The 23,090-nt window shown below is 52.9% G+C and carries 14 protein-coding genes; 6 read left to right on the forward strand and 8 right to left on the reverse strand.

What is annotated here, in order from left to right; genetic code table 11:
* Positions 1–2: 2 nt before the first annotated feature.
* The 3 genes from PSR63_RS24190 (at position 3) to PSR63_RS24200 (ending at position 3,481) form a co-directional block, all read left to right on the forward strand.
* On the forward strand, positions 3–1,388 hold the full coding sequence (locus PSR63_RS24190) for a DUF1552 domain-containing protein (RefSeq protein WP_274328353.1): 1,386 nt from the start codon (positions 3–5) through the stop codon (positions 1,386–1,388).
* Positions 1,389–1,414: 26 nt separating this feature from the next.
* Positions 1,415–2,266, forward strand: a complete 852-nt coding sequence (locus PSR63_RS24195; protein ID WP_274328355.1) for a formylglycine-generating enzyme family protein — start codon at positions 1,415–1,417, stop codon at positions 2,264–2,266.
* 99 nt (positions 2,267–2,365) lie between these two features.
* Positions 2,366–3,481, forward strand: a complete 1,116-nt coding sequence (locus PSR63_RS24200; protein ID WP_274328357.1) for a hypothetical protein — start codon at positions 2,366–2,368, stop codon at positions 3,479–3,481.
* An 8-nt stretch (positions 3,482–3,489) separates the two neighbouring features.
* Here the strand turns inward: PSR63_RS24200 and PSR63_RS24205 are convergent, their stop codons facing one another.
* The 8 genes from PSR63_RS24205 to PSR63_RS24240 form a co-directional block, all read right to left on the reverse strand.
* Positions 3,490–5,355: a hypothetical protein gene (locus PSR63_RS24205; RefSeq protein WP_274328359.1), complete on the reverse strand. Its 1,866-nt coding sequence runs from the start codon at positions 5,353–5,355 to the stop codon at positions 3,490–3,492.
* Between the two features lie 38 nt (positions 5,356–5,393).
* Positions 5,394–6,965: a sulfatase gene (locus PSR63_RS24210; protein ID WP_274328361.1), complete on the reverse strand. Its 1,572-nt coding sequence runs from the start codon at positions 6,963–6,965 to the stop codon at positions 5,394–5,396.
* Between the two features lie 37 nt (positions 6,966–7,002).
* Entirely contained in the window at positions 7,003–8,379 is a 1,377-nt protein-coding gene (locus PSR63_RS24215; RefSeq protein WP_274328363.1) for a sulfatase family protein, read from the reverse strand.
* Positions 8,380–8,409: 30 nt separating this feature from the next.
* Positions 8,410–9,747 carry a sulfatase gene (locus PSR63_RS24220; RefSeq protein WP_274328365.1) on the reverse strand — a complete coding sequence of 446 codons (1,338 nt, stop codon included), beginning with the start codon at positions 9,745–9,747 and terminating at the stop codon, positions 8,410–8,412.
* Positions 9,748–9,866: 119 nt separating this feature from the next.
* The gene (locus PSR63_RS24225; RefSeq protein WP_274328367.1) at positions 9,867–11,804 is read right to left on the reverse strand and encodes a sulfatase-like hydrolase/transferase; all 1,938 of its coding nucleotides are present in this window, start codon (positions 11,802–11,804) and stop codon (positions 9,867–9,869) included.
* A gap of 63 nt (positions 11,805–11,867) precedes the next feature.
* Positions 11,868–13,406 carry a LamG-like jellyroll fold domain-containing protein gene (locus tag PSR63_RS24230; RefSeq protein WP_274328369.1) on the reverse strand — a complete coding sequence of 513 codons (1,539 nt, stop codon included), beginning with the start codon at positions 13,404–13,406 and terminating at the stop codon, positions 11,868–11,870.
* Positions 13,403–13,936 (reverse strand): sigma-70 family RNA polymerase sigma factor, encoded by a 534-nt coding sequence (locus PSR63_RS24235; protein WP_274328371.1) that lies wholly within the window; start codon positions 13,934–13,936, stop codon positions 13,403–13,405. Before PSR63_RS24235 ends, PSR63_RS24230 begins: the two co-directional genes overlap by 4 nt.
* 203 nt (positions 13,937–14,139) lie before the next feature.
* A complete protein-coding gene (locus PSR63_RS24240; RefSeq protein ID WP_274328372.1) occupies positions 14,140–15,861 on the reverse strand; it encodes a sulfatase-like hydrolase/transferase in 1,722 nt (573 codons plus the stop codon).
* Positions 15,862–16,501: 640 nt separating this feature from the next.
* On the opposite strand from PSR63_RS24240, the gene PSR63_RS24245 reads away from it, so the two are divergent.
* The 3 genes from PSR63_RS24245 to PSR63_RS24255 all read left to right on the forward strand — a co-directional run bounded on the left by PSR63_RS24245 (position 16,502) and on the right by PSR63_RS24255 (position 22,463).
* On the forward strand, positions 16,502–17,440 hold the full coding sequence (locus PSR63_RS24245; RefSeq protein WP_443111063.1) for a beta-propeller domain-containing protein: 939 nt from the start codon (positions 16,502–16,504) through the stop codon (positions 17,438–17,440).
* A gap of 25 nt (positions 17,441–17,465) precedes the next feature.
* Positions 17,466–18,881 carry a sulfatase family protein gene (locus PSR63_RS24250; RefSeq protein WP_274328374.1) on the forward strand — a complete coding sequence of 472 codons (1,416 nt, stop codon included), beginning with the start codon at positions 17,466–17,468 and terminating at the stop codon, positions 18,879–18,881.
* A 117-nt stretch (positions 18,882–18,998) separates the two neighbouring features.
* Positions 18,999–22,463: a PVC-type heme-binding CxxCH protein gene (locus PSR63_RS24255; protein ID WP_443111064.1), complete on the forward strand. Its 3,465-nt coding sequence runs from the start codon at positions 18,999–19,001 to the stop codon at positions 22,461–22,463.
* Positions 22,464–23,090: the final 627 nt, after the last annotated feature.

Here is a 23,090-nt window from a genome sequence, read left to right on the forward strand (position 1 = left end):
TCATGTTCGATCGTCGGACATTTTTTCGTGGGACCTCGCTCGGTTTGGCTGGCCTGTATTTAGGTCCCTTCCTGCGTCAGTTGGAAGCAGCCTCCGATAAGGCAAAACCGGCGCGAGTGTTGTTCTTTGTTCAAGCCAATGGAATCTATCCAGGTGAAATCCAGCCGGCAGGTATCGAACGTCCGAAGAATCCGACGACGTTAGAGGACCGCTCGCTCGACGATCACCAGATGGCGTACAGTATGGAGCCATCGGCTCCTTGGACTATGAAGATGACGCTGGTTCATGGTCTCTCTGGGAGGATTGCTCGTGGAAGCCATGGAATGGGTTTCGCCGCTCTTGGATGTTGGCCTTGCGGTAAAAGGGACTATGACGAAACCGTCAATGCCGCTCTTGCCAGAAGCTTGGGCGGTATCTATCCGCACATTGGTTTGGGTGTTCACGATTCTTCGGCATCGATTGCATACAATGTGACGTCCGCTGGACGCGGCAAGGCGCTGCCCACCTTGCTCAACCCTGTCCTTGCCCATCAACAATATTTTGCCGCAGGTGCCAATGGCCAGGCTCGCAAGGCATTCGATGTCGACACGAACCTATTAGACTTCATGTCGGATGATGTTAAACGCATGACGGCCCGCTTAGACGGTAGCGAAAGGGATAAGCTAGATCGCTACCTGGAAGCATTCGAGGCGATGAGCGGAAGGCAGACCAAACTTGCCGGCATGTCTGACAGAATTTCTCAGGCAGCACCCAATATTGATCCTGCTACTGGAAACTTGATCGACACGAAAACAGGCCCTACCGGAATTTTCGATCGACTTGAAGCCCAATTCGATATCGCCGCAGGGACGCTCATCGCTGGTCTGACGAATGTAGTGACCGTTACTGCCGGTGCAGGTCCGGATCGAGTCGGACTGAGTTGCCTGGCCAGTGAGGTTGGCAAAGGCGAAGGTCGCATTGGCGGCCATTCCATTGGACATGGGAGCACTCAAGCAGGGATACCAGCTGCCGAGTGCCATGCATTGATCCGCCGTAAGTGCCTGGAGCAATTGGCCCGCTTTCTGTCGAAGTTGGAGTCGATTCCTGAAGGGGACGGCACGATGCTAGACAATACTTTGATTGTGTACATGTCAGACGCCGCCGATCAGCACCATCCCGGCTGCTACGAATGGCCATATGTATTGATCGGAGATCTTGGCGGCAGATTAAATCTAGGAAATCGTTACCTCCGTTATCCCTGGTATGGACAAACCGGGCATCGGACGATTGCCAGTCTATACATGTCACTACTGCATGCCGTTGGGGATCGCCGCGAATCGTTCGGCATAGACGACCTTGCCATCGCGGATCTCGACCAACGTGGGCCCTTGTCGGAACTGATGATCTGACATCGCTAGAGGGAGAAAGAATGAGCGTGTCCCATCGATCGAGCGTCCTTCTGGGGATCGTATTCGTACTGACAGCCGCCTCGAATGTTATGGCCGATAAGCCAAGCGACTCAGGGGGCTCAGATGCGCGACGGGTTGAGTTTTACACCGGGGAGAAGGCCGGAGACCAATGGGTTAACAGCCATGGGATGGCCTTTTGTTGGTGTCCCCCGGGAACATACGTGGTCGGCAGTCCGACGGAAGAACCAGGTCGCTACAAGGACGAAACCCAGCGCGAAGTAATCATTCGTGAAGGGTTTTGGATCGGGAAGTACGAAGTGACCAAGGGACAATGGACAGGAAGTGACATTCGTAATTGCTTGGCTAGCGAAGACCAGCATCCGCAGGACATGGCCACTCAGTTGAAAGGGGGTGGGCGGGCCTTGAGAGCGCTTAATGAGGCGGAGTCCAAAGCCGGAGTCATTCCATCGGACTGGGAGTATGCCTTGCCGACGGAAGAGCAGTGGGAGTATGCCGCACGAGCCGGAACCAACACGCGATTCTATTTTGGAGATGACATCAGCGAGCTTCCCAAACACGCGAATTTTGGAGATCGCAGTTATTACGACACGCTCGACGTCTATTCCAACTCGGCGAATCGAACCCTTGACGATGGATTCGCACGATTGGCGCCAGTTGGTTCCTTTCTGCCGAACCCATGGGGTTTGCACGATGTCTACGGGAACTTGGCGGAGTGGTGCGAGAACGCAGTAACGCGAGGTGGTTCGTGGGTTAGTTCAGCCGAGAATTGCCGCAGTGCCTATCGCCATCAATTTGGTGACCGTGACAGCGAACCGTTCATTGGTTTCCGCTTCGTTATTCGAAAGAAGCAACGCTAGATGACTTACGAAGCGAGGAGCCATATGATTCCGAGAGTTGTTATGCATGCTGCCATTGGATTCTTGATCACCTTGCTAGTAGGTGTTGCATCGAGTTCCGTGGCTGCAGAAGACGCTTATTTTAAGACCGAGGTCAAACTTCAGTCACCCAAGAAGGACAGTTCTCGTTCACGAGAAGGTGGCCTCGAACATGTGCCATTTCGTATCTGGCTACCAGAAGGTGTGAAGACAATCCGCGGCGTAATTTTCAATCCTATGTATACCGATGCGGTAACGCAGCAGCATTGGCAAGCCGCCGGTCGACATTGGAAATTCGGGATTCTGTCGTCGAATTTCTTCGGAGCCAAGAGCCAGGAGTTTCCGAGAGTTATCGACATGGCCTTGGAAACGTTCTCTCAGGAGAGCGGACACGCTGAGCTTGTTGGAGCGAAGATGTGTCTGGTCGGCATGTCTGCCGGTGCTGGCAATTGCACGCGTATCGCCGAGTTGATGCCTGAACGAACGATCGCGGTGGGCCCGGTGTGCCTGGAAGTGGGGCCTCGAAATGCGGCATCGATGGCAATACCGACCATGACGGTGTTTGGTGAACGTGATGGTAAGCAGTACGAAATACTGACCACCAAGCTACAAGAGGTACGGGCACAGGGTGGATTGTTCGGTATTGCCGTCCAATGGAGACGAAGACATGAGTTCGGCCAAGCGAACAATCTTCTGTTTCCTCTTTTCGATGCGGCCATTCGGGAACGACTTGGAGAACCGGGTGAAGCGCTTAAGGCATATTCCGAGAGTTCGGGCTGGTTGGGAGATCTCTCGAATTGGCGAGAAGGGAATACGGTCGTCGCGAGATTTGACGAATTCAAGGGCGACAAGGCTTCGGCTTGCTGGTTCCCTGACGCCAATACTGCCCGAGCGTGGCAGGCTTTCGTCGCGACGGAGCCGAAGTTGAAACTTGCCAGTCCACCAGGGTTAGGCGACAAACAGCCGTTGATCATTCACAACGCTGGCGAGGAAATCGAAGTGCGAGTTGCCGGCAGCCCGAACGTGAGTAGCCCAATTGAAGTGTACGCCGGAGCAACGAAATTGGGAGAATTGAAAGAAGGACGGTTAACAGTGGAGTTGTCCAAGCCTGGTTTCTTTCCCATTTTTCTTCAAGCTTCTACTGCTGATGGGAGAATACTGCGATCGAGGCCAAACACGATCACTGTACAAAGATAGCTACAAACCTATTGGGTGGTTATTGAAATCGACGGTCCCTTAACAAGTTTATCGACGTTGTTTTTTGCCCGGATGTTTAACCGGTAGGTTCCCGGTCGTAAGGAAACCGTAAACTCATAGAGCCCGAAGCCCTCGATCCGTTTCCATTTCGTCCCCTGTGGCCAAGCGTCATCGGGGCTCTTTGTTTGATTGGGGTCGATCGATTCTCCCCAAAATGGTCCGTGGTATTTCTGATCCTTGTCGAAAATGAGAGCCGCTTCATTACGCAAGACGGTTTCTCCATCTGGTCCATTGACCACTAGCTCAACCCATTTGATTCCGTCGTCGTCTTTGTATCCGACGTGCATAGCTTTGCCCAAATTGCCCTTGCCCCAGGTGCCACACGAATCCATGCAGTCGAGATAGATGTAGGTGAGATCGTCAGGTTTGGCAGGGTCATTCGCCAATACGACACTTCCGTCGTTTAGATTCGTAAATCCTAGATAGTCTGGCAGATTAGGCTTGGGATCGCGATATTCCAGGGAGAAATCAGTATCGCTCTTGAGTGGCGGATCCACGTGAGGGTCAGTCCCGCGAGGCCAGTAATGGATCGTATAGTCGCGGACTCCTGCTGATTTAAAACGTCTCTTGAAGAAGAAGTATCCCGATGCATGACGATCGGCCTCGGTAAACGATCGCTCAGCTTTCTTGGCTCCCGGTTTCCATAATTGAAGTCGCTCGAACCCATCCGGATGTCGTGCGTCAATGATGAGGTAGTTCAGCTCGATCCAGGTTGGACTGACTTGCTCTCCCTTGAGTTTAGGTCGCAGAATCTTCAGGACTACCTCATTGGATACGTCGACTCTCGGGGTTTGAGTTTTGGTCGACTTATTTCCATCTCCAAGTACACGGATGGTCTTGCCGGACGGGGTTTGCGTTATATTGTCAACTTCTTCGATTTGAGCCGTTGCGTGAACAATTCGCCTTGGCTTGTCTCCTCCGCTGGCAAGCAGATAAAAGGTACTACCATCCCGATAGATCTCACATTCCCGGTATCGGTTGTCAATCGGCGAGTCGGCGACGGGCTTGATCAGCAAGTGACGTTTTCCCGTGGTGCCAATCGGAGTGAGCTGCTGGTCGAGCTCGACATACTTCACGTTTCCGCCTCGATAAGCAGTATGGTCCTGATAGACGATGTAGTTCTTTCCTTGCCACTGAAAGAGCGAAGGGCCGTAGATGTCGTTGTTCTCACCCTCGATCGGCTCGACTAATGGTGTCTTTTCCTGGGTCCATTGTGTGCCATCCTTTGAGTGCGCCAACCAAATGCACCGAATACCGCGGTCGACGATAAAGCCGGAGTAGAGCATGATGTACTTGCTCTGGTAACGCTCCAGCGGAAAATCGTAGGCACGTGTGTAAGTGGCATTACGCGTACCGATTTCACTCGCGGCGACGCTGACGCTATGGTAGTCGAAATGGAGTCCGTCAGAGCTAGTCCACATTTCGGTCTGCTTGTTCTTTTTGTGCGCCCAGAGATGGAACTTGCCGCTGTCCTCGATCCAGCGCACATCCGGGATGGCAGCGTCTTGGACGATCGGATTGCCCTTGTATTGGATCCACGGACCTTTGATGCTATCGGAATACGCCAGGCTTACTCCGACATGCTTGTGAGGTGAGTAGTAGAGATAGTACTTGCCGAGCGGGTTTTCGACGCAACCTTCCGTCTTGATCAGCGAGGCACGCTCGAGTTCCGGTGAAGGTGCGAAATGAAGGTCCTTTGCTTCCAGGACTTCTCCCTGGAAGGTGAATTGCGGCAAAGGTCCTTCGGCCTGCAGAATCGATGCGTTGAGGAAGAGTAGGGCAAAGAACGCAATCGATGTCCATTGATATTGCATGGATAGAAGTATCCTTAGCGATTTAGTTAATCAGGGGATTAGCGCTCGACTTTCTCGTCATCTTCAAGGGGACGGTCACCGTCAAAAGGCCCCCATCGCACACGCTTTTCGTAGTCATTCGATTGTTGATAGGCCGTAGGGTCGAATTTGGGATTAGGCTTGGGAATCCGGGCACCGACCTCCTCGAAATAGGCCATCATTTGCTTGAATAGCTTCTTATGCTCTGATGAATTCTTCTCGGCGATATTGTGAACTTCCCCGACATCCTGAGATAGATCGAAAAGCATCGGAACTTCAGGTCGCTCGTAGAAGTGCAACAGCTTATGTTGGCCAGATACTACCGCAGAATGGGGCATACTCGATCGGTAGTGAGGATAGTGAAAATAGAGATTGCGGTTGAGGAATCCGCTATCCGGTGCCTTGCCCGCCATGAAAGACGCGAGGCTTACTCCGTCGATGTTCTTAAGCGTTTTCGGATCACCCCCCGCCCAATCAACAAATGTTGGTAGGAAGTCGTAATTCACGACATTCCCGTGAAAGACGCTGTTCGGTTTGATACTTGGTCCTTTTACGATCATGGGAACGCGGATACCGCCTTGCCAGACCCACCACTTAGCTGCATGCAGTGGTTGGGTAAGACCAGGAAGAAATGAGTGACGATAGCCATTGTCGGCAACCATGATGACGTAGGTGTTGTCCTCGATACCGAGCTCTCGAATCCGGTCCAAAACAGCACCAATCCGGCCGTCGAGGTCCTCTCCCATGCCAAGCCAGACTGCCGGATCTTGCTTTCGATTGACGGTTTCTTCCGTCTTGCCAAACTTTTTGTAGTAGGCCTGCACCGAAGCGTGGTCTGTGTACTTCTTTCTCGTGGATGGCAAACATTCACGACCTTCATGCATGGCGTAGTGTGATATCTGAAGATAGAAAGGCTTCCCTGCTTTGGCTTGTTCTTCCATGAAGCCGATCGCCTTCTCTGTAACGCTAAACATCAATTTGGGATCGGTCAGATCTTCGGGTAGTCGTTGCTTCGCATTCTCGGGCAGCGTGTTGCCTGGATTGTTGTTCGTGTCACCATCATGCAGCACGTATCCCTCGTCGCCTGGGTCTCCTCGCATGTGCCACTTGCCGATATGAGCGCTGACGTATCCCAGCTTCTTGAGGGCCTCAGGAATGGTGACCGCGTCTGGGTCAATTGCCTCATCCGATACACAAGGAACGACGGGGAAGTGTTGATAGGCCTTGCTCTCGTCGTAATACTCGCTTCCTCGACTGTTCATGTAGACCGTGAAGCCGTTACGTGGGGAGGACTGGCCTGTTTGAACGCAAACCCGTGACGGCGAGCATTGGGGGGACGCATACGCATGTGTGAACTTCATGCCCTCCTTGGCCAACCGTTCGACATTTGGCATCCGCAGGACTGGCATCCGCGAGTTTGCCATGTCATCGTCCATTGCCACCGGGGTTCCGCTCCAACCCCAGTCGTCGATGAACAAGAGAACAATATTCGGCTTTTGTGGTGTTGCTTCCTGAGCTAATACTGTTTCCGTGCAAATCAGCAACGTGCTGACAAAAAAGAGAACGGCCTTCAAGGCATAACGTTTGGGCATGATGGACTTTCCATATCTAAATGTGGAATGGGCGGCGTTAGTCTTCCCTGGAGCGGGACTTCGCGTCCGCCTTCTCGTATTGCTTGGGAAGCTCTGACATCCAAGCTTGGGTCATCTTTGCCAAGCGAGCGACCTCCTCGGGGTGATCTTTGGCGACGTTTTTACTTTCGCTCGGGTCGACGGAAAGATCGTAGAGCTCGACGTCTTGTCCACGACGGCGATTAAGATGCAGTTTCCAATTGCCATGCCGTACGGCCGGCGTACTTCCAATGGAGCTGGATTTCCAAAACAGTGGCTTCGAGCGAGAGCGGTCGGCCCCCTGCCAAATGTCGGAGATATCTTCTCCGTCGATCTGCGTTGGAATTTCATCGACCCCTGCGATCGAGCAAAGGGTGGGCATCCAATCGATAAAAGAGCAGACGTCATGGTCGTTGATACGACCAGCCGGGACATGGCCTGGCCAACGGATGATGAACGGCACTCGCGTTCCTCCTTCGTACTGCTCGTGCTTGCCTCCTCGGAAGTGGCTAGCGTACCCGAGCATATTGATTGAGAATTCGCGGGCTCCCTTGTTTCCTAGGATAACAGGAGCGGGACCGTGGTCACTGGAGAAGACAACAATCGTTTCGTCCCGTAGTCCCAGTTCGTCAATGACTGATAGTAACCGGCCAACGTTGGCGTCGATCTGATACACATCCGCCAGGTATCGCTGCATTGACTTATCGAGGTTGCCGCCGATCTGTACACATTCATCGAACTTGTGTTGCATCGTTGATGAGAAATCATCGCGACTTACGTGTACGTCCTTAAACTTTGCGGCGAGGTTCTCTGCGGGATTGACGGGAAAATGGGTAGCATGTCCCCAGACGTTCACGTAGAACGGGCTGTCCTTATTTTCACGAATGAAGTCAATGGCCGCGCTGTAGACGTCGTCATCTCGACCGGATGTCTTGCTCTTGCTTTTTCCAATGGCGTCGACCACGTCGATTCCGTAGGTTCCACTGCGGTTATCTGGTCCGATATGCCACTTGCCGAAGTGGCCTGTCTTGTAGCCTCGGCTCTTCAGAAGCTCAGTGATCGTGATGCGATCGCCAAAACCAAAGTCCGCCGCATATTGAGGAAAACGTGCAGGAAACAGGCCCGTCATGATGCCGGTCCGGCTTGGGTTACATGTGACGCCGGTTACGTAGTACTGTGTGAATCGTGTTCCTTCTTTGGCTAACTGGTCGAGTACGGGCGTCTTCGCGTAGGGATGCCCGTAGCAGCCAAGGTCGCCATACCCAAGATCATCGGCGAACATGAAAACGACGTTGGGTGGACGTTCTGTAGCTGCTTCCGAATCGCATGCCACGACAAGCATCGTTCCCACGACGAACAAAGCATACCAAGCTAATTTGAACCGATTTGAATTCATCGTCACCTCATATGCGTACGGGTTTGGCCGCTATTCTGCGATCTTTCCTACCTGGGGAAGGGGAACAGCCATTTCCGTGAGACGTGGAACTCTGCCCCTAAGCTCCTCAATCGTCGCCGCGTGAGTGGGGTTGTCGATTTGATTGGTCCACTCATGTGCGTCCTGTGAGGTATCGTAAAATTCCTCTTGATCGGTTGCGTAACGGATATAGCGTCCTTCTTCCGAGCGAATCGTAATGAAGCCATCGCTCGGCTTTCCCTTGCTAGTCAAACAAGTGATTGCCGTGCTTGGCCATTCACTGTCGGGCGCCTTTAACAAGGGAACCAACGAACGACCGTCCAAATAGGCTGGCGGCTCGATTCCGCACAACTGGGCCAAGGTAGGGTAAACGTCCTGTAACGATACAAATCGATCACATCGCTTGCCGAACGGAGTGACACCTGGCACACGGATCATCAACAGGGAGTGGGTCGCTTCTTCCCAAAGTGTCGCTTTTTGCCAATGATGTTTCTCACCAAGATGAAAGCCGTGATCGGTCAGGAATACGACAATCGTATTGTCTTTGTGTGGACTTTCATCCAACGCAGTGAGTACGCGCCCAATTTGAGCATCGGCATAGGCAATTGTCGCCAGATAGGCCTGGACAGCGTCCTTGTGGAGACCCTGGTCGATCACGGCATCGACAAACTTGCTTTTCCCATCCGTTAATGCACGGCCCAGAGCCGGAACGTCATCCAGGTCATTCTCGATCAATTTGGGGATGGTGATCTCTTCGAGCGGAAACATGTCAAAGTACTTTTGAGGTACGTACCACGGCATGTGCGGACTGAAGGTTCCAAACGCGATGAAAAACGGTTCGATGTGTTGCTTTTGCAACCGGGCAATCGCAGCGTCCGCGTTCTGGCTATCGTTCATCTCAGATTCTATGAGGTGAATCGGACCCCAGTCCTGTTCTCCTCTCCCTACGGTGGTGAGAGGCGCGCCCGGTGGTGCCGGATCTCGCTTATGTCCAAGACGTTCGTCCCATTGTTCTCGTTGATCCCAGCCGTGAGTTATCTTTCCATAAGAAGCGGTCGTGTAGCCTGCCTTCTTGAACATGCCAGCAACGGAAAGGGCATCATTGAGCGGCTTACTACTACTCGCCCCAGGCAGATTGTGATAGTGCCCCGAGTTCCAAGGTGCCACCCCGGAAAGCAGTGCCGTTCGAGATGGCGAGCAAACTGGAGCGGCAGTGTAAGCTCGGGTAAAGTTAACGCCACTCTCGGCAAGCCTATTGATGTTCGGCACCACGACCTTGCCCGCGTATCGATCGGGATCGCCTAAGGGCCAACTGTTCATGTCATCAGCGACTAGCAGCAACACATTCATAGGGCGTGAAGGCTTTGTTTCATTCGCCTGGGATAGGGTATTGAAAAACACCCCTAGGATGAGGCCTAGCCCTATCGGAAAAGTCCGGTATGTTATCGAGTTTGTAGCGACGTACGTGATCATTTTCCGACCTCCATCACGTCGACCGTGCGAATCTGGATGTCGTGGAATAGGTTGTTTTCAATCACTTTTCCCAAGCGAGTATCCTTTCTGCTGGACCAAAGAGTTGTCGTGCTGCCGTCGGCGTGGCGGACTCGAAGATTATCGAGGTAGACGGTAAAGGTGCCTGGCGTACCTCCGGCAAAAACGACACCATGCTTTCCGAGGGGCCCCGGGGCCGTACTCGAAAGCCCCACGATTCGGTGTTCCCAAGTGGCTGTGCTATCGAAGAGGCCGGGACCGGTACTCTGATCACGTCCAAACTGATCGACATAGAGATCAGGCTTGAACAGCGGTCCAAATGGCTTGGAGTTGTTCCCTTCGAGCGTGGAGTAATAGGGGCGTCGTCTGGGCTGTTCGAACGAGAAAGCGATGTCATACTCAATCCTGTCGGTTGCGTACTGCGTTCCATTCCAGTTGGCCAGAGATATTGACAGGCGATCCTTTGGCTTGGCCTCCTCCGCAACGGTAACCGTTACGGCCAGTACGTCTCCCTCTGGCGCTGCCGAAGCGTGAAGAGTATCCGGGGCAGGGCGATGGCTTAGGGCAAGACCCAGGGATTCGGTCCAGCGATCCATTTCTTTCGTCAGTGAATTCACGATATCGGGATGCATTTCGGCGACGTTATTCGACTCTGTTGCATCGGCGTCCATATCATAGAGCTCGAACCGTTCCAGGAATCGGTGCAGTTTCCACCGCTGGGTGCGTATCGCGTCTTCATTGCGCCAAACCCAGTAATAGCTATCGACCGGACTCGATTGGCGATCTTTTAGAGCTGGCCAAATGTTCCGTCCGTCCAGGGGGCGAGTTTCTGGCATCGCCGAACCAGTCATGGCCATCAGTGTCGGAAACATGTCGAGCGAGCCGCACAGGCCATTCCATTGCCCACCGCCAGCTAGTCCACCTTTGGGCCAATAGACAATTGTAGGTAGGCGGACGCCGCCATCGTAGATCGTATGCTTGTGACCACGCAGGGGCAGGCTGCTGCCTGCTTCCATTGCGCCATTGTCACTGGTGAAAATCAGGATAGTGTTATTGCTCAGGTCAAGTGAGTCGAGCTCGGCGACAATGGCAGCAACATTCTTGTCCATCGAGTGCAGCATTGCCGCGTGAATGTACTTGTCTTCGCTGGTTGCCCGCTCGCTGGCAGCAGGCAGCTCACTAGCGAGGTCAGGGTCAATCTCCGCGAGGTCATTTCCTTTAGCTTGTAGCGGCGCGTGGGCGATATGAAATGGGATGTAACAGAAAAAAGGCCTGTCTTTGTTTTCGCGAATGAATTCGATTGCATGACGGGTAACCAGATCATCCGTGTAGCCTTCGTCGTTCGGTCGAAACTCTAAGTTGTGCCACCAACTGATCGGGCCGCGTCCTTTCACCGTTTTTCGATTGAAGTAGTCCGCTCCGCCACCGTAGTAGACCCAGGCCTCGTCAAATCCGTGTGAATTGACCCCATGTCCTGCTTTCAATTGTTTGTTGGGCATGTTCGAGAACGCTTCGGCGAACTCGGTGCGGAATTCAGGCGTATCAGGATCGCTTCCGTTATGCCACTTCCCGAAGATGCCTGTGCGATAACCATTGGCCTGGAATCCTTCCGCAATCGTCGTTTCCGCCGGATCAAGTTCTCCTCCGACCTCCGGCGCTGTGCCGACACGAATCGGATGCCGACCAGTCAGCAACATCGCACGGGTTGGAGAGCAGACGCACCACCCCATGAACTGCGTCAGTTCGACGCCCTGCTTGGCAAGGCGGTCAATACTGGGTGTCGGAACTCGGCCTCCATGCATGCTAAGGTCGCCCCAGCCGACGTCATCTGCCAGGATATAGACGACATTGGGCTTGTCCGCCGTTTGTCCCTGCGCCATGTTGCCAAGAAGGCAGCACCCAAGCAGAGAAGCCATAGAGATCCATTTGAGTCGAGCTGACATGTTGTACGTGTCTAGAATTGGGGAGGGAGAAGCGTTTCAAGGTGAACCATTTATTTCTTCGAGCCCGGCCTGATAGAGGACGGTAATCTCGTCTTCACTGAGGGCGTTGTCAAAAATGACTACTTCATCGATGCGTCCGTTCCACAACGCATCACCGCTGGTACCTCTGCCGAACCAAAGTGGAGCAGTGTTTTCTGGGTTCAGAGGATTACACGGAGTCGACGCGACGAGTAGGCTATCGACGTAGAGGCATAGCGCATTGCCATCGACAGTTACGACGACATGATGCCAGCTTTGAATTGGAAGTGGAGCGTCACCTGAGACAGTCACGAGACGGCCTTGGTTGTCTCGAATGGTTGCTTTCAGGAAACTGTTTTCGTTAATCCCAAGCGTGAAATTGCCCTCATCAGACTGAAGATCACTAACGGCAACGGCGGAAGGGGTTTCGGCATGGAGATATAGATAGGTCGCGAGGGTGAGTTGGCCAGTTTCTAGTGGAGGCGGACTATCAACGCGACCGCCTCTTCCGGTTGAATTTGCCAGCACCCGTAACGATCCACCAGCGAACACACCGCTTGCGTGCGGCGGACGGACTCCCTTGCCGGTCAAAACGACCCCGGAATACTCCGGAGGTATGGAAGCAAGACCCTGGTCACGGATTGCCATCCGATAATAGGCGACCGGCGATAATTGTTTGATGGTTCTGGGGTACTTTCGTTTCGCTTCCTCGAAAGTTCGAATAAACCGATTCTTAGCCAACTCAATCGGCACCGGATTCGGTGAAACCTCTCTGATCTTTACCGCTTGAGACGTTCGCAGGTCAATGGCTTCGGCTGGTTTTTCATTCCCTCTCAATCTTGGCTGCACGCGAACGAGTCCCTCGAAGACGTGCACTTCGCTTGCGCCACCATTGACGTCAACAGAAAACTCGGTTCCGAAATCGATGATTTCCGCCTCAGGCGTCTCGACCGTGAAACCAACACCTTCCGGCGGTACGGACGCAGATATCCGTCCGTCGTAGAGTACCAGACGCTCTTTGCTTGCCGCCTTCCAACGGGCAGGGGCCTCGATGTAAACCATCACTCCGCCTCCAAACCGCAAGTGCATTAACCCGCGTTCCAGTACATAGTCGCCTGTCAAAAGGTGACTGCTGCTCCACGGTTTTCCGTCGAGCATCAGAACGGAATCGACTTCGCTGACCAGCGTTGCCACGGGAACAACTCCGTCGTTGAGCGACAGGGAGTTCCAGACAAGAGCGATCACGAGGAAGGTTGCGGCTAAGGCCGATAGTCCAACTACAGTCCGATAAAGATTCTGGCGCTGAGATGTGTCTTTTGTTACGTAGGAAGGGTCATCGGAGACCGAAGCCACGATTTGTTCCGCCTCTTTGAGTTCTTCGTCGCTCAATGCGGCTAAGTCACCCAGGGCCGAGTCGATGTTCAGATAGTCGATAAACTCCTGCCGTAAATCCGGGTCGTCGCGCAAGGCAGTTTCTAACGTAGCGATCTCCTCTGGCGAAATCTCACCAGATACATACCTAGAAAATATCTGACGAGGTGTTGGTATGTCACTCATAGAAGTCCCTCCGCCTGAAGAACTCGGTGGGTGCATTCCATAAGGCGTACGCGCATTCGGTGGAGCCACTGGTAGAACGCGTTGACCGTTCGTCCGCTTTGCTTAGCAACTTGGACGATACCAACATCAGGGGCGTAGGCTGCCAGTACTAGTTTCCGTTGGTCTTGCGGAAGCTTTTCAAGACAGCCCTCAAGTGCTTCTCTCTGAGCCGACAATCTGGATTCGTCACGAGTCGATTCGTGAGCGATCGTCTGGAGAACATCGTCGGAGAGCACTAAACGATCACGCGATTTGTCACGAAGCCAAGCGAGAGTCTCGTAACGAGCAACGCCAAAGGCCCACTTACGGAAACTGTTTGGGTCGTCCAATTCGCCAAACTTCCTCCACAACACAAGCGAAACGCCCTGCATCACGTCCGCAGCATCGTCCCTGGTGGGGACCAAACGACGGACGTAGGCACGTACCGCCGGCTCATTGGCCGTGAATAGCCTTAGAAACAGCTCGTTTTGTGTCTGGTCGTTCGGGGGCATGCTAATTACACTCCGCCAGTTCTTTTCTTTTTACGAAGAAAAGTGAAAGCTTCAGAAAAGATTCGTCTCGACTTGATGCAGATCTAATCGCTTGGTTGTTTGTAGAAGCAACTATAGAGTTCGACGCACTTTAGGCGCCCAAACCGCGTAATGTGCGTCTGGTCTTTGCTTTTCGGCGGTAGATGCAATTAGACGGGCTGCAATCAGGGAGGGGTCGTACTGCCCGGACAGCGGGAGCATAGCGGTAGTCCCCTCGCTTTGGCTTGGTCCAGCGTCATTTTGGTCATGGTCTCCAATACCTTCGGATCCGTTGATAGTCGCCGGCACCCTTCCAAGTGAACTCGATTCTTTCCGCCGTAGAAGACAATCGTATTACCAGGGAGCTCCGTTTCTTCTGACTTGTCTGTGGTCTTTGGTGGCGGGAGGTAGTCGGCGAAAGCACTTCCACCATTATCCTTGATCGAGCGCACACAGGCCGCACGCATTTCCTGGAGTTTGAGTGTGAACTCCTCTTTGACCGCCAGATTATCCAACTCTTCCGGGTCTTTTTGCAGATCGTAAAGCTCTTCGATACGGTCGGGGTGAGCATAACGTGTGTACTTGTAGTTCTCGACGAGAATCATGAAATACCACGGCGCATCCTTGCCGTACATGCACGCTTTCCAATCCTTGTTTTGCAGCCGCTTGGCCATTTCCATGGGTTCGTATCGGTTATGCACGTAGGTCATCATCGTCGGAACCTTGTTCCACTGCTTGAGCACCGCCTGCGATTCCGGATTCATGATCAGGGGAGTAATATCCCTGCCGGGCATGAATAAACGCGGTTCAGCTTTTGCCCATGCGTGGAAAGTGCGAATGACGTCTGGTCCGTTGATTGGTGCCTTACAGACCTGACCTACCGGGAAGTGTTTCGGCCAGGACACAATGAATGGCGACCGAATTGCCGTTTCATACGGGTCAATCTTGCCCTTTAGGCCATGGTGTCCCCAGACATAACCTTGGTCCGCAGTGAAGACGATGATCGTATTATCCAACTGGTTGGTCTCTTCAAGTGCGTTCACGATCCTACCGACGCTTTCATCGATGGCGGCGACGGCCTCTGTCTGTTGCTTGACCCAGAAGTTGAGGGATTTCCCTTTGTAAATAGGCTTACCGTCTTCGCCCTTCTTCCACTTGCTTCCCTGAAAGTGGACTGGCTTGCCAGGTCTTGGCCCCCAGATATCTTCAGGGATGGCGGTTTCGGGTTCGTCCTTCAGCGAGCTCCTGTGTCGCTCCGCTGGGGTGTAGGGCCCGTGAACCGCGCCGTAACAGAGCCAAAAAAACCAAGGCTTATCGGGTTCCTGAGCGCGTTCTTTGATAAACTGCTCCGTGTAGTCGGTGTAGCGGTCGGTGCTGTAGCCTTCGAGCGGAACTTGCGGAGCGCCGTTGATCATGACCTTCTGGTCGTAGTAGTATCCGCCGGCGGCATCATAAGACCCATGGTCCCATACCACGGACCAGTCCCAGGATGTGCCGTGTTGATGCGCCTTTGCTCCCTTGCCGTAGTGCCACTTCCCGATCATCCCGGTGTAGTAGCCTTCTTCCCGAATCGTCGGAAACCAGTAGGTGTTGCCGTCGATGTTGGTTCCGTCATGGTTCGATTCAACAGCAAACTGAAGTCGGCCTGTCAGTGCCGTCGCCCGTGACGGTACGCATTTGGCGCCGATGTAGGCCTGATCGAAACGTACACCTCGTTCGGCGAGACGATCGATATTGGGTGTATTTGCAAAGTCATAAGCCCTGGGATAACAGCTAACCGTCCGGTAGCTCTGGTCATCGGTGAAGATATAAAGAATGTTGGGAGCCGATGTTTCGTTCGCCGTCGCATCGGCCAGTGCGGTAAACGTAGCAACCAAAAAAAAGAATGTGCATTGGATGGGACGCATGGGGTAGATCCTACTTAGGAGTCTTGCACTTGGGATGAGCTCGGGCTGTGAAAAGCTCCAATTGCCTTTCATGGTAAGCGACGTCTTCCCTGGGCAGAAACGTTTTTGTGAATGATCTCTGGATCTGACTTGCTGGGCATGAAAGCTTGGGGGGCACTTGCCCCTCTCTATTCGATTGCATTAATTCGTCGGTCCAATTACGTCACCGCCGCCCGGGAAGTTGCTGGAATACAGCGATCAATCATGCGGCACGCCTAGATCAGGTAGCGTAAATTGTGACTTTCTGAAAAACGTGCCGGGCGACGCTATGTCGACTATAATCGGATCGATGCATCAGGATTGACGGCCAACGAACTTTGCCTTCGGGTGTCCATTGGCATCGTGCATGCCTCCACGAACCTCTCTGGATGCACGACGACCGAGCACCCTAAAGTTAGTGTTCTCGCCGTGAAAAATGGTCCTTTCCCCGACGACATACCAAGGCATCTCAGCGATCGAGCGACGATGCTTCCACACCCTGCCTAAAAAGACTAATGATTCTTTCCCCGGTAAAAACTAGGACTGCCCATGCATAGGCAAGGTGCAAGCAACTGTTCAAGTTAGAGAATTACAACCGGCGAACGAGAAGATGAGAAACATCATGCAATCCGCAACGCTTTGGGCGGCTCTGATCGCCTTCCTTTCCTGTTCAATTAGTGTCAGCGCCCAAGAAGTGACTCACAGTTTCCTGGCGTGCGGTCAGAAGACTTACATTATGGGAGCTGATGGCAAAGCGAGCTGGACGTACCCAGCTTCTACGCGAGACGGCTATGTGCTCGGCGACGGTTCCATCATTCTGACGCTCAGCAAATCGAAGCAATACAAGGGCGGGGCGGTTGTCAGAATAGGTCCAGATAGAACCGAAACGGTTCTTTGGAAAGGTACGCAGAGCGAAGTCAACAGCGCTCAGCCAACTGCTGAAGGAAAACTGGTAATCACGGAAGCAGGCAATAACCCGCGTCTTCTCGAACTTAGTCCCGATGGCGAGGTGGTTCTGGAGTTTCCGTTAGCTTGCCAGAAGGAAAATCATCATATGCAAACACGGATGGCCCGGAAGCTCCCGGATGGAACGTACCTCGCACCGCATTTGCTCGACTTTGCCGTCTTCCACTATGGCAGAGATGGAACAGTCCTCAACAAGTTAGATACAACCGCACCGGGTGATAGCGAACACAAGATCCATACCTGGCCATTTACAGCCATTCGACATGACGATGGGCATACACTCGTCTGCTGTACGCACGGCAACCGAGTTGTTGATTTCGACAGCAACGGCAAGATCGTCTGGATACTGACCAACGATGATTTGCCAGGCGACTGGCTTCAAGATCCCTGCGGCGCGCAAGTTCTACCCAATGGCAATATCGTCATCACCAGCTACGCCGCTGGGCGGGCAGATCCTAACGCTCCCAAGATGTTCGAGGTGACGCCCGACAAGAAAGTTGTGTGGAGATACGCCGATGGACAAAAAGTCGGCATCCATCACTTCCAAGTGATCACGTCAAATGGAAAAAGACTGGAAGAGCCTGCACAAAAATAAGCAAAGACGGTCAAAGCAACAGATTATGAAACTGCCTTACGTCATTTATTCTCTAATCATGGCCAGCGTTGCCGTGAACGTGCTGGGGAGAACAAGCGAAGTTTGTGCCGACGAACGCCCTAACATCATTCTGCTACTTGCAGACGATCTCGGCTATGGAGACCTTTCCTGCTTCGGCAGCCCTGCAGTGAAGACGCCAAATCTTGATCGTCTTGCAAATGAAGGGTTGTTGTGCAATCGATTCTACGCTGGGTCGGCCGTCTGCTCTCCAACGAGAGCTTCCGTGCTGACAGGTCGTTATCCACTGAGATTTGGAATCACCAAACATTTCAACGATCGCGATCAATGGCTCCCAGAATCGGCGACCACGATAGCAGAACTTCTGAAGGAAGCTGGCTATAACACGGCCCATGTCGGCAAGTGGCATTTGGGCGGGCTTCAAGTCGACGAAAATGGAAAGCGAAAGACTGATCAGCCGGGTCCCCGCCAGCACGGGTTCGATCTCTATCAGACACAAATCGAGCAGCAGCCAGTTCGCGGCCGGATGGGTCGTGAGCGAACGCTCTTTCGGCAGGGCGGAACGGTCCTCCTTCGAAACGATCTACAGGTTCGGGAAGAGGATTCGTACTATCCCAAGCACTTTACTGATGCCAATGGCGACTTTGTGATCGAGACGATCGAAAAGTTCTCCGCCGAAGAGAAGCCATTTTTCATCAACGTGTGGTGGCTCGTTCCTCATAAACCATATGAGCCTGCTCCCGAGCCCCATTGGTCTGGTACCGCTTCTAAGGATACTAGCGATGACCAGCATCGCTTCCGGTCGATGGTGCAGCATATGGACGCCAAAGTTGGAGAGATCCTCAAAAAGCTCGACGAACTGAAACTCGCAGACAATACCCTTGTTCTCTTTACAAGCGACAATGGAGCGGCCTACGAAGGGTTCATCCACGACTTGAAAGGCGGCAAGACCGATCTGCATGACGGTGGAATTCGCGTACCGATGTTGGTTCGTTGGCCGAATACGATTCCACCTGGTCAAACATCTGAAGCGTTTGGTCACACGAACGATTTGCTACCTACTTTCTGCGATGCAGCAGGTATTCGGCTGCCGAGCGAATTGCCAATCGATGGTTTGAGTCTGTTGCCGCATTTCAAAGGCGAAGATCCACCGAGTGAAAAGGCCAGGGGGACTGTGTTCTGGCAGCTCAATCTCTACAAGAATCTGCAACGCCACTATCCCAAGCCGAAACCCTATGCGACCGAAGTCGCCATGCGCGGAAAGTGGAAATTGCTTGCAATCGACGGGAAGCCTGTAGAACTTTTTGACTTAGACGCTGATCCAAACGAAAATCGAAACCTCATGGCCGATCACCCGGATGTGGTCGCTCTGTTGAGTGCGGAACTTATCCAGTGGCTAAACGCACCACGGACAACGAAGTAACGCAGCCCCAACAACACGAACGAACATGTCCGTTCATGACCAACTTGATTGAGATACGAAATGCACCACCCGCCTAGAAAAATCTCGCCTGCTTTTCTCCACCGTGCACCGACATCCATGCTATGGATGCTGGTCACAATATTCACTTTGTTCTCTAGTTCTGTCGCCCGAGCCGATGCGCCCTTCGAATTCAAGAACGAGGATGTCGTAGCGATTTTCGGAAACGGGCTGGCTGACCGGATGCAGCATGCTCCTTGGGTCGAAACGGTCTTGCAGTCGAAGTTGAAAGGCAAGAATGTCCGATTCCGCAACATGAGCTTTTCGGGTGATTTGGTGAACAAACGCCCTCGAAATCAAGGATTTACTAACGATACCGAGTACTTGCAGCATGTCGCACCCACGGTCGTGTGGGTCATGTACGGCTACAACGAAGCGTACGCCGGCCCGGCAGGAGCATCGACCTATGAGAAAGAGTTGGTCGACTTGGTAGACAAGTACCGAGCACTACGCAAGCAAGATGGCGTGGATGCCCGATTCGTGCTATTCAGCCCGATTGCTTACGAGAACACCGGTAATCGCAATCTACCTGACGGCAAAGAACTGAACGCGAATCTAGAAGCAATCACGCAGGCGACGAAGAATGCCGCCGATGCTGCCGATGCCACGTTCGTCGATCTGTTTACTCCGACCCTGGCGCTATATGAAGCGACTGATGAGAATTTGACGCTCAACGGGATTCATTTGAATGAGCAAGGTTACCGTCAACTGGCCGACGTAATCTCTAAGCAACTGGTCGGCGAAACAGCGTCTTCCGGTGACTCACTTGAAATGATCTACGAAGCGGTAAAAGACAAGAACTGGCACTGGCACAATCGTTATCGTGCGACGGACGGGAACGACATTTGGGGTTCGCGGTCCAAGCTCAGCTTTGTGGACGGTCAAACCAACGCCGAGGTCCTAGTTCACGAACTGAAGATGTTGGATCTCATGACGGCCAATCGTGATAGCGTCATTTGGGCTGCTGCCCATGGTAAATCAATCGAACCCGACGATACGAACGTTCCTGCCCCCGTTCAGGTGAAAACCAATGTCGGAGGAGGCAGCCGTAGTTCGAGCGCGGCCAAGGAAGGAAGCTCGGATTATCTAAGTCCCGTAGACAGCCTGGCCCAAATCAAAGTTCCAGAAGGTTTTGAACTAAATATCTTCGCTTCGGAAGAGATGTTCCCCGATTTGGCCAATCCTGTGCAACTTCAAGTCGACTCAAAGGGACGACTGTGGGCGGCCAGTTGGAACTCTTATCCAAAATGGCAGCCGGGAGATGAGCTGAAAGACAGCTTAATGATCTTCGAGGACACTGATGGGGACGGGGTTGCCGATGAGCGTAAGATCTTTGCCCATGTGCACAACCCACTGGGTTTTGAGTTTTGGGGAGGCGGTGTCTTAGTAACATCAGGCCCTGACCTGCTATTCCTGAAGGATACCGATGGAGATGACAAGGCAGATGTTCGCTATCCGATTCTGCAAGGTCTTGGTACGTCAGATACGCACCACGCGGCGAATAACTTGATCTATGGTCCCGACGGTGGGATCTATTGGCAAAGCGGTATCTTTCTGGTCCACAACCACGAAACACCGTGGAAGCAGAACTTGAATACTGGTGGATCGGGCATGTATCGATTCGACCCTCGCACATTTGCCATTACGCCAATCGCCGCCAACAGCCCCAACCCGCACGGTACCAGTTTTGACCGCTGGGGCTATCTTTACGCGAACGACGGAACGGGTGGAAAGTCGTACCAGGTTCGCCCCAAAGGAAATGGCTTCCAGATGCATTCGCTGCTGGAAAAAGAGTTTCGTCCGGTTCCAGCGAATGAGATTCTGTCTTCGGCACACTTCCCTGAAGATATGCAGCAAGACTTCCTGATCCTAAACGTGATCGGATTTCTGGGGATCAAGCAATACGACTTGAACCGTGGTGATGGTGGCCGGCGAGAGTACGGTCACGTTTGGGGCACGCCCGTACAAGAACTGCTGAGCGGAGAAGATCGAAACTTTCGGCCAAGCGATGCGATCGTAGGTGAAGACGGTGCGCTCTACGTGGCTGACTGGCACAACATGATCATCGGCCATATGCAGCACAACATTCGTGACCCAAGTCGCGACCACAAGCACGGGCGGATTCTGCGACTTACGGTTAAGGATCGACCGCTGCAGGAGCCTGTTCCAATTCACGGTCAGTCGATCGAACAATTGCTTGAAAACTTAAAGCATCCGGTCGACGGTGTGCGACATCGGACACGTATTGAACTGAGTGCTCGTGATTCCGATGAGGTGATCGCTGCGGCCCAAGCTTGGGCAAAGGATTTCGATCCGAACGACGAACTCGAAGCGCACCATCTCCTGGAGGCCTTGTGGCTGCACCAACAGCACAACGTGGTAAACCACGAGTTGTTGGAGCAATTGTTGAATTCAACGGTTCCACATGCCGCGGTCGCAGCTCAGACGGTTCAGCACTTCTGGACGAAGTTTGATACAAAGCTGGCTTCCGATTTCGTAGCATCTCCGGAATTGCACGTCGTCAATTACCGCGTCCCGGGACATTTGGACCGAGCAGCACAGAATTCGTATAAACGTGGGAGCGAGATTTTCCAACGCGAATCACACTGTGCGACATGCCATCAAACCAACGGGCAGGGTAATGGAGTCGTCTACCCGCCTCTAGTCAAGAGCCCCTGGGTGAATGGTAGTGAGGATCGTCTAATCAAGCTTGCCCTCCATGGTATGTGGGGAAAGATGCAAGTTGGAGGAAAGATCTATGACCCGGCTCGCGGCGTACCACCGATGACCGCATTTCGGGACCTGTTAAATGATCAAGAGATGGCTGATGTGTTGACATTCGTCCGCAATACCTGGGGCAACAAGGCGGCGCCTATTGATAAGGCGACCGTCGCCCGAGTTCGTGCCGAGTCGTCCGATCGAACCACGTTCTGGAAGCCTGAGGAGTTAGAGGCGCTGCATCCGCTGGAGAAGGAACTCATGGCTAAAGTGGATCTGGAGGAACCGGTCGCCATCAACAACGTGGAATTGGAGAAGGAGTTGCTAGAACAAACACTTGAGGAGTTAGTCCAGGCCGCTTCGGAAAAGGGAAACAAGAATCGCGGCAAGCGTTTGTTCTACACTTCGGCTGCCTCTTGCTTTGCTTGTCATGATCCACCAGGAAACGCACCAAAGCTGGGACCTGATTTGACGAAACTTACTAAGGTAATGCAGCCCAGTAGCTGGATTGAATCGGTTCTGCATCCTTCGAAGCAGATCGACAAAGAGTTCGCTCAGATCAATGTTCTGACAGATGATGGACGAGTGATTTCCGGGATTCGTATTTCTGAGGATAAGGACGGCATCGTTGTACGGAATGTCGCCGAACCCAAACCGATTCGGATTCCCAAAGATACGATCGAAGAGGTCATTGAGTCCAAGAGCTCGATGATGCCAAGTGGTTTGGTGCGGTCACTCAATAATCGCCAGGAATTCGATGACTTGATGGCGTATCTGATTAGCCTCAAGACAAAAGCATCGCCGTAAAAGGCTGTGTCTTCATGCTATTTTCTGGAAGAGCCATGAGGAACGGGCGATCATGGAGTACGACGCGTTCGCCGTCGTACTCTTGGTCGTGTCCTCAATAATCCGTGCAGTGGTCGGTAGTTCGACACTTTTTGTACGCCCAAACAGGCGTGTCGAGCAACTTTTGGGTGTAGGAGACTCTAAGGATCTACCTAAGAATACTTTGATGAGAAGAGCAGGGCTGTCTATGAATGCCCCACATACCCTTGATATCGTCCGTTCAAATTCGAGCTGCAGCTACTTCAAACCACGCTGATCTGCAAAAGAAAATAGGGGTCAGCAGCGAGTTCTTTCCCAACTGAAGGAAATACTGACGATCATCTGCCAGCTCTTAGCATCTTTCGCTCGTGTTGAGAAACACATGACCGATGTCCAGCCAGGACACGGTCTCATCGTCGGCATAATTTTTGATGATGGTGTTGATCTTGTCGTTACGGAACCGGCCATTGTCAGCTAACTTTGCCAAAGCCAACGGTGTGTTGACGGCGGAGACAGACGCCGCCGGAGAGGTCCACGCCAGAGTGAAAGCGCAATGACGAGGTGGCTTTGTTTCAATTTCATGAGATGCCCTTTCAGCTGAAGCCAGTT

Source organism: Bremerella sp. P1, from assembly GCF_028748185.1.
Taxonomy (GTDB): Bacteria; Planctomycetota; Planctomycetia; order Pirellulales; family Pirellulaceae; genus Bremerella.

What these genes read in the sequence shown, in the direction of transcription:
- PSR63_RS24225 (WP_274328367.1), bottom strand. Translation starts at nt 11,804, where the DNA reads ATGGCTTCTCTGCTTGGGTGCTGCCTTCTTGGCAACATGGCGCAGGGA.
- PSR63_RS24255 (WP_443111064.1), top strand. Translation starts at nt 18,999, where the DNA reads ATGCTATGGATGCTGGTCACAATATTCACTTTGTTCTCTAGTTCTGTC.
- PSR63_RS24210 (WP_274328361.1), bottom strand. Translation starts at nt 6,965, where the DNA reads ATGCCCAAACGTTATGCCTTGAAGGCCGTTCTCTTTTTTGTCAGCACG.
- PSR63_RS24220 (WP_274328365.1), bottom strand. Translation starts at nt 9,747, where the DNA reads ATGAATGTGTTGCTGCTAGTCGCTGATGACATGAACAGTTGGCCCTTA.
- PSR63_RS24230 (WP_274328369.1), bottom strand. Translation starts at nt 13,406, where the DNA reads ATGAGTGACATACCAACACCTCGTCAGATATTTTCTAGGTATGTATCT.
- PSR63_RS24235 (WP_274328371.1), bottom strand. Translation starts at nt 13,936, where the DNA reads ATGCCCCCGAACGACCAGACACAAAACGAGCTGTTTCTAAGGCTATTC.
- PSR63_RS24240 (WP_274328372.1), bottom strand. Translation starts at nt 15,861, where the DNA reads ATGCGTCCCATCCAATGCACATTCTTTTTTTTGGTTGCTACGTTTACC.
- PSR63_RS24215 (WP_274328363.1), bottom strand. Translation starts at nt 8,379, where the DNA reads ATGAATTCAAATCGGTTCAAATTAGCTTGGTATGCTTTGTTCGTCGTG.
- PSR63_RS24250 (WP_274328374.1), top strand. Translation starts at nt 17,466, where the DNA reads ATGAAACTGCCTTACGTCATTTATTCTCTAATCATGGCCAGCGTTGCC.
- PSR63_RS24205 (WP_274328359.1), bottom strand. Translation starts at nt 5,355, where the DNA reads ATGCAATATCAATGGACATCGATTGCGTTCTTTGCCCTACTCTTCCTC.
- PSR63_RS24190 (WP_274328353.1), top strand. Translation starts at nt 3, where the DNA reads ATGTTCGATCGTCGGACATTTTTTCGTGGGACCTCGCTCGGTTTGGCT.
- PSR63_RS24245 (WP_443111063.1), top strand. Translation starts at nt 16,502, where the DNA reads ATGCAATCCGCAACGCTTTGGGCGGCTCTGATCGCCTTCCTTTCCTGT.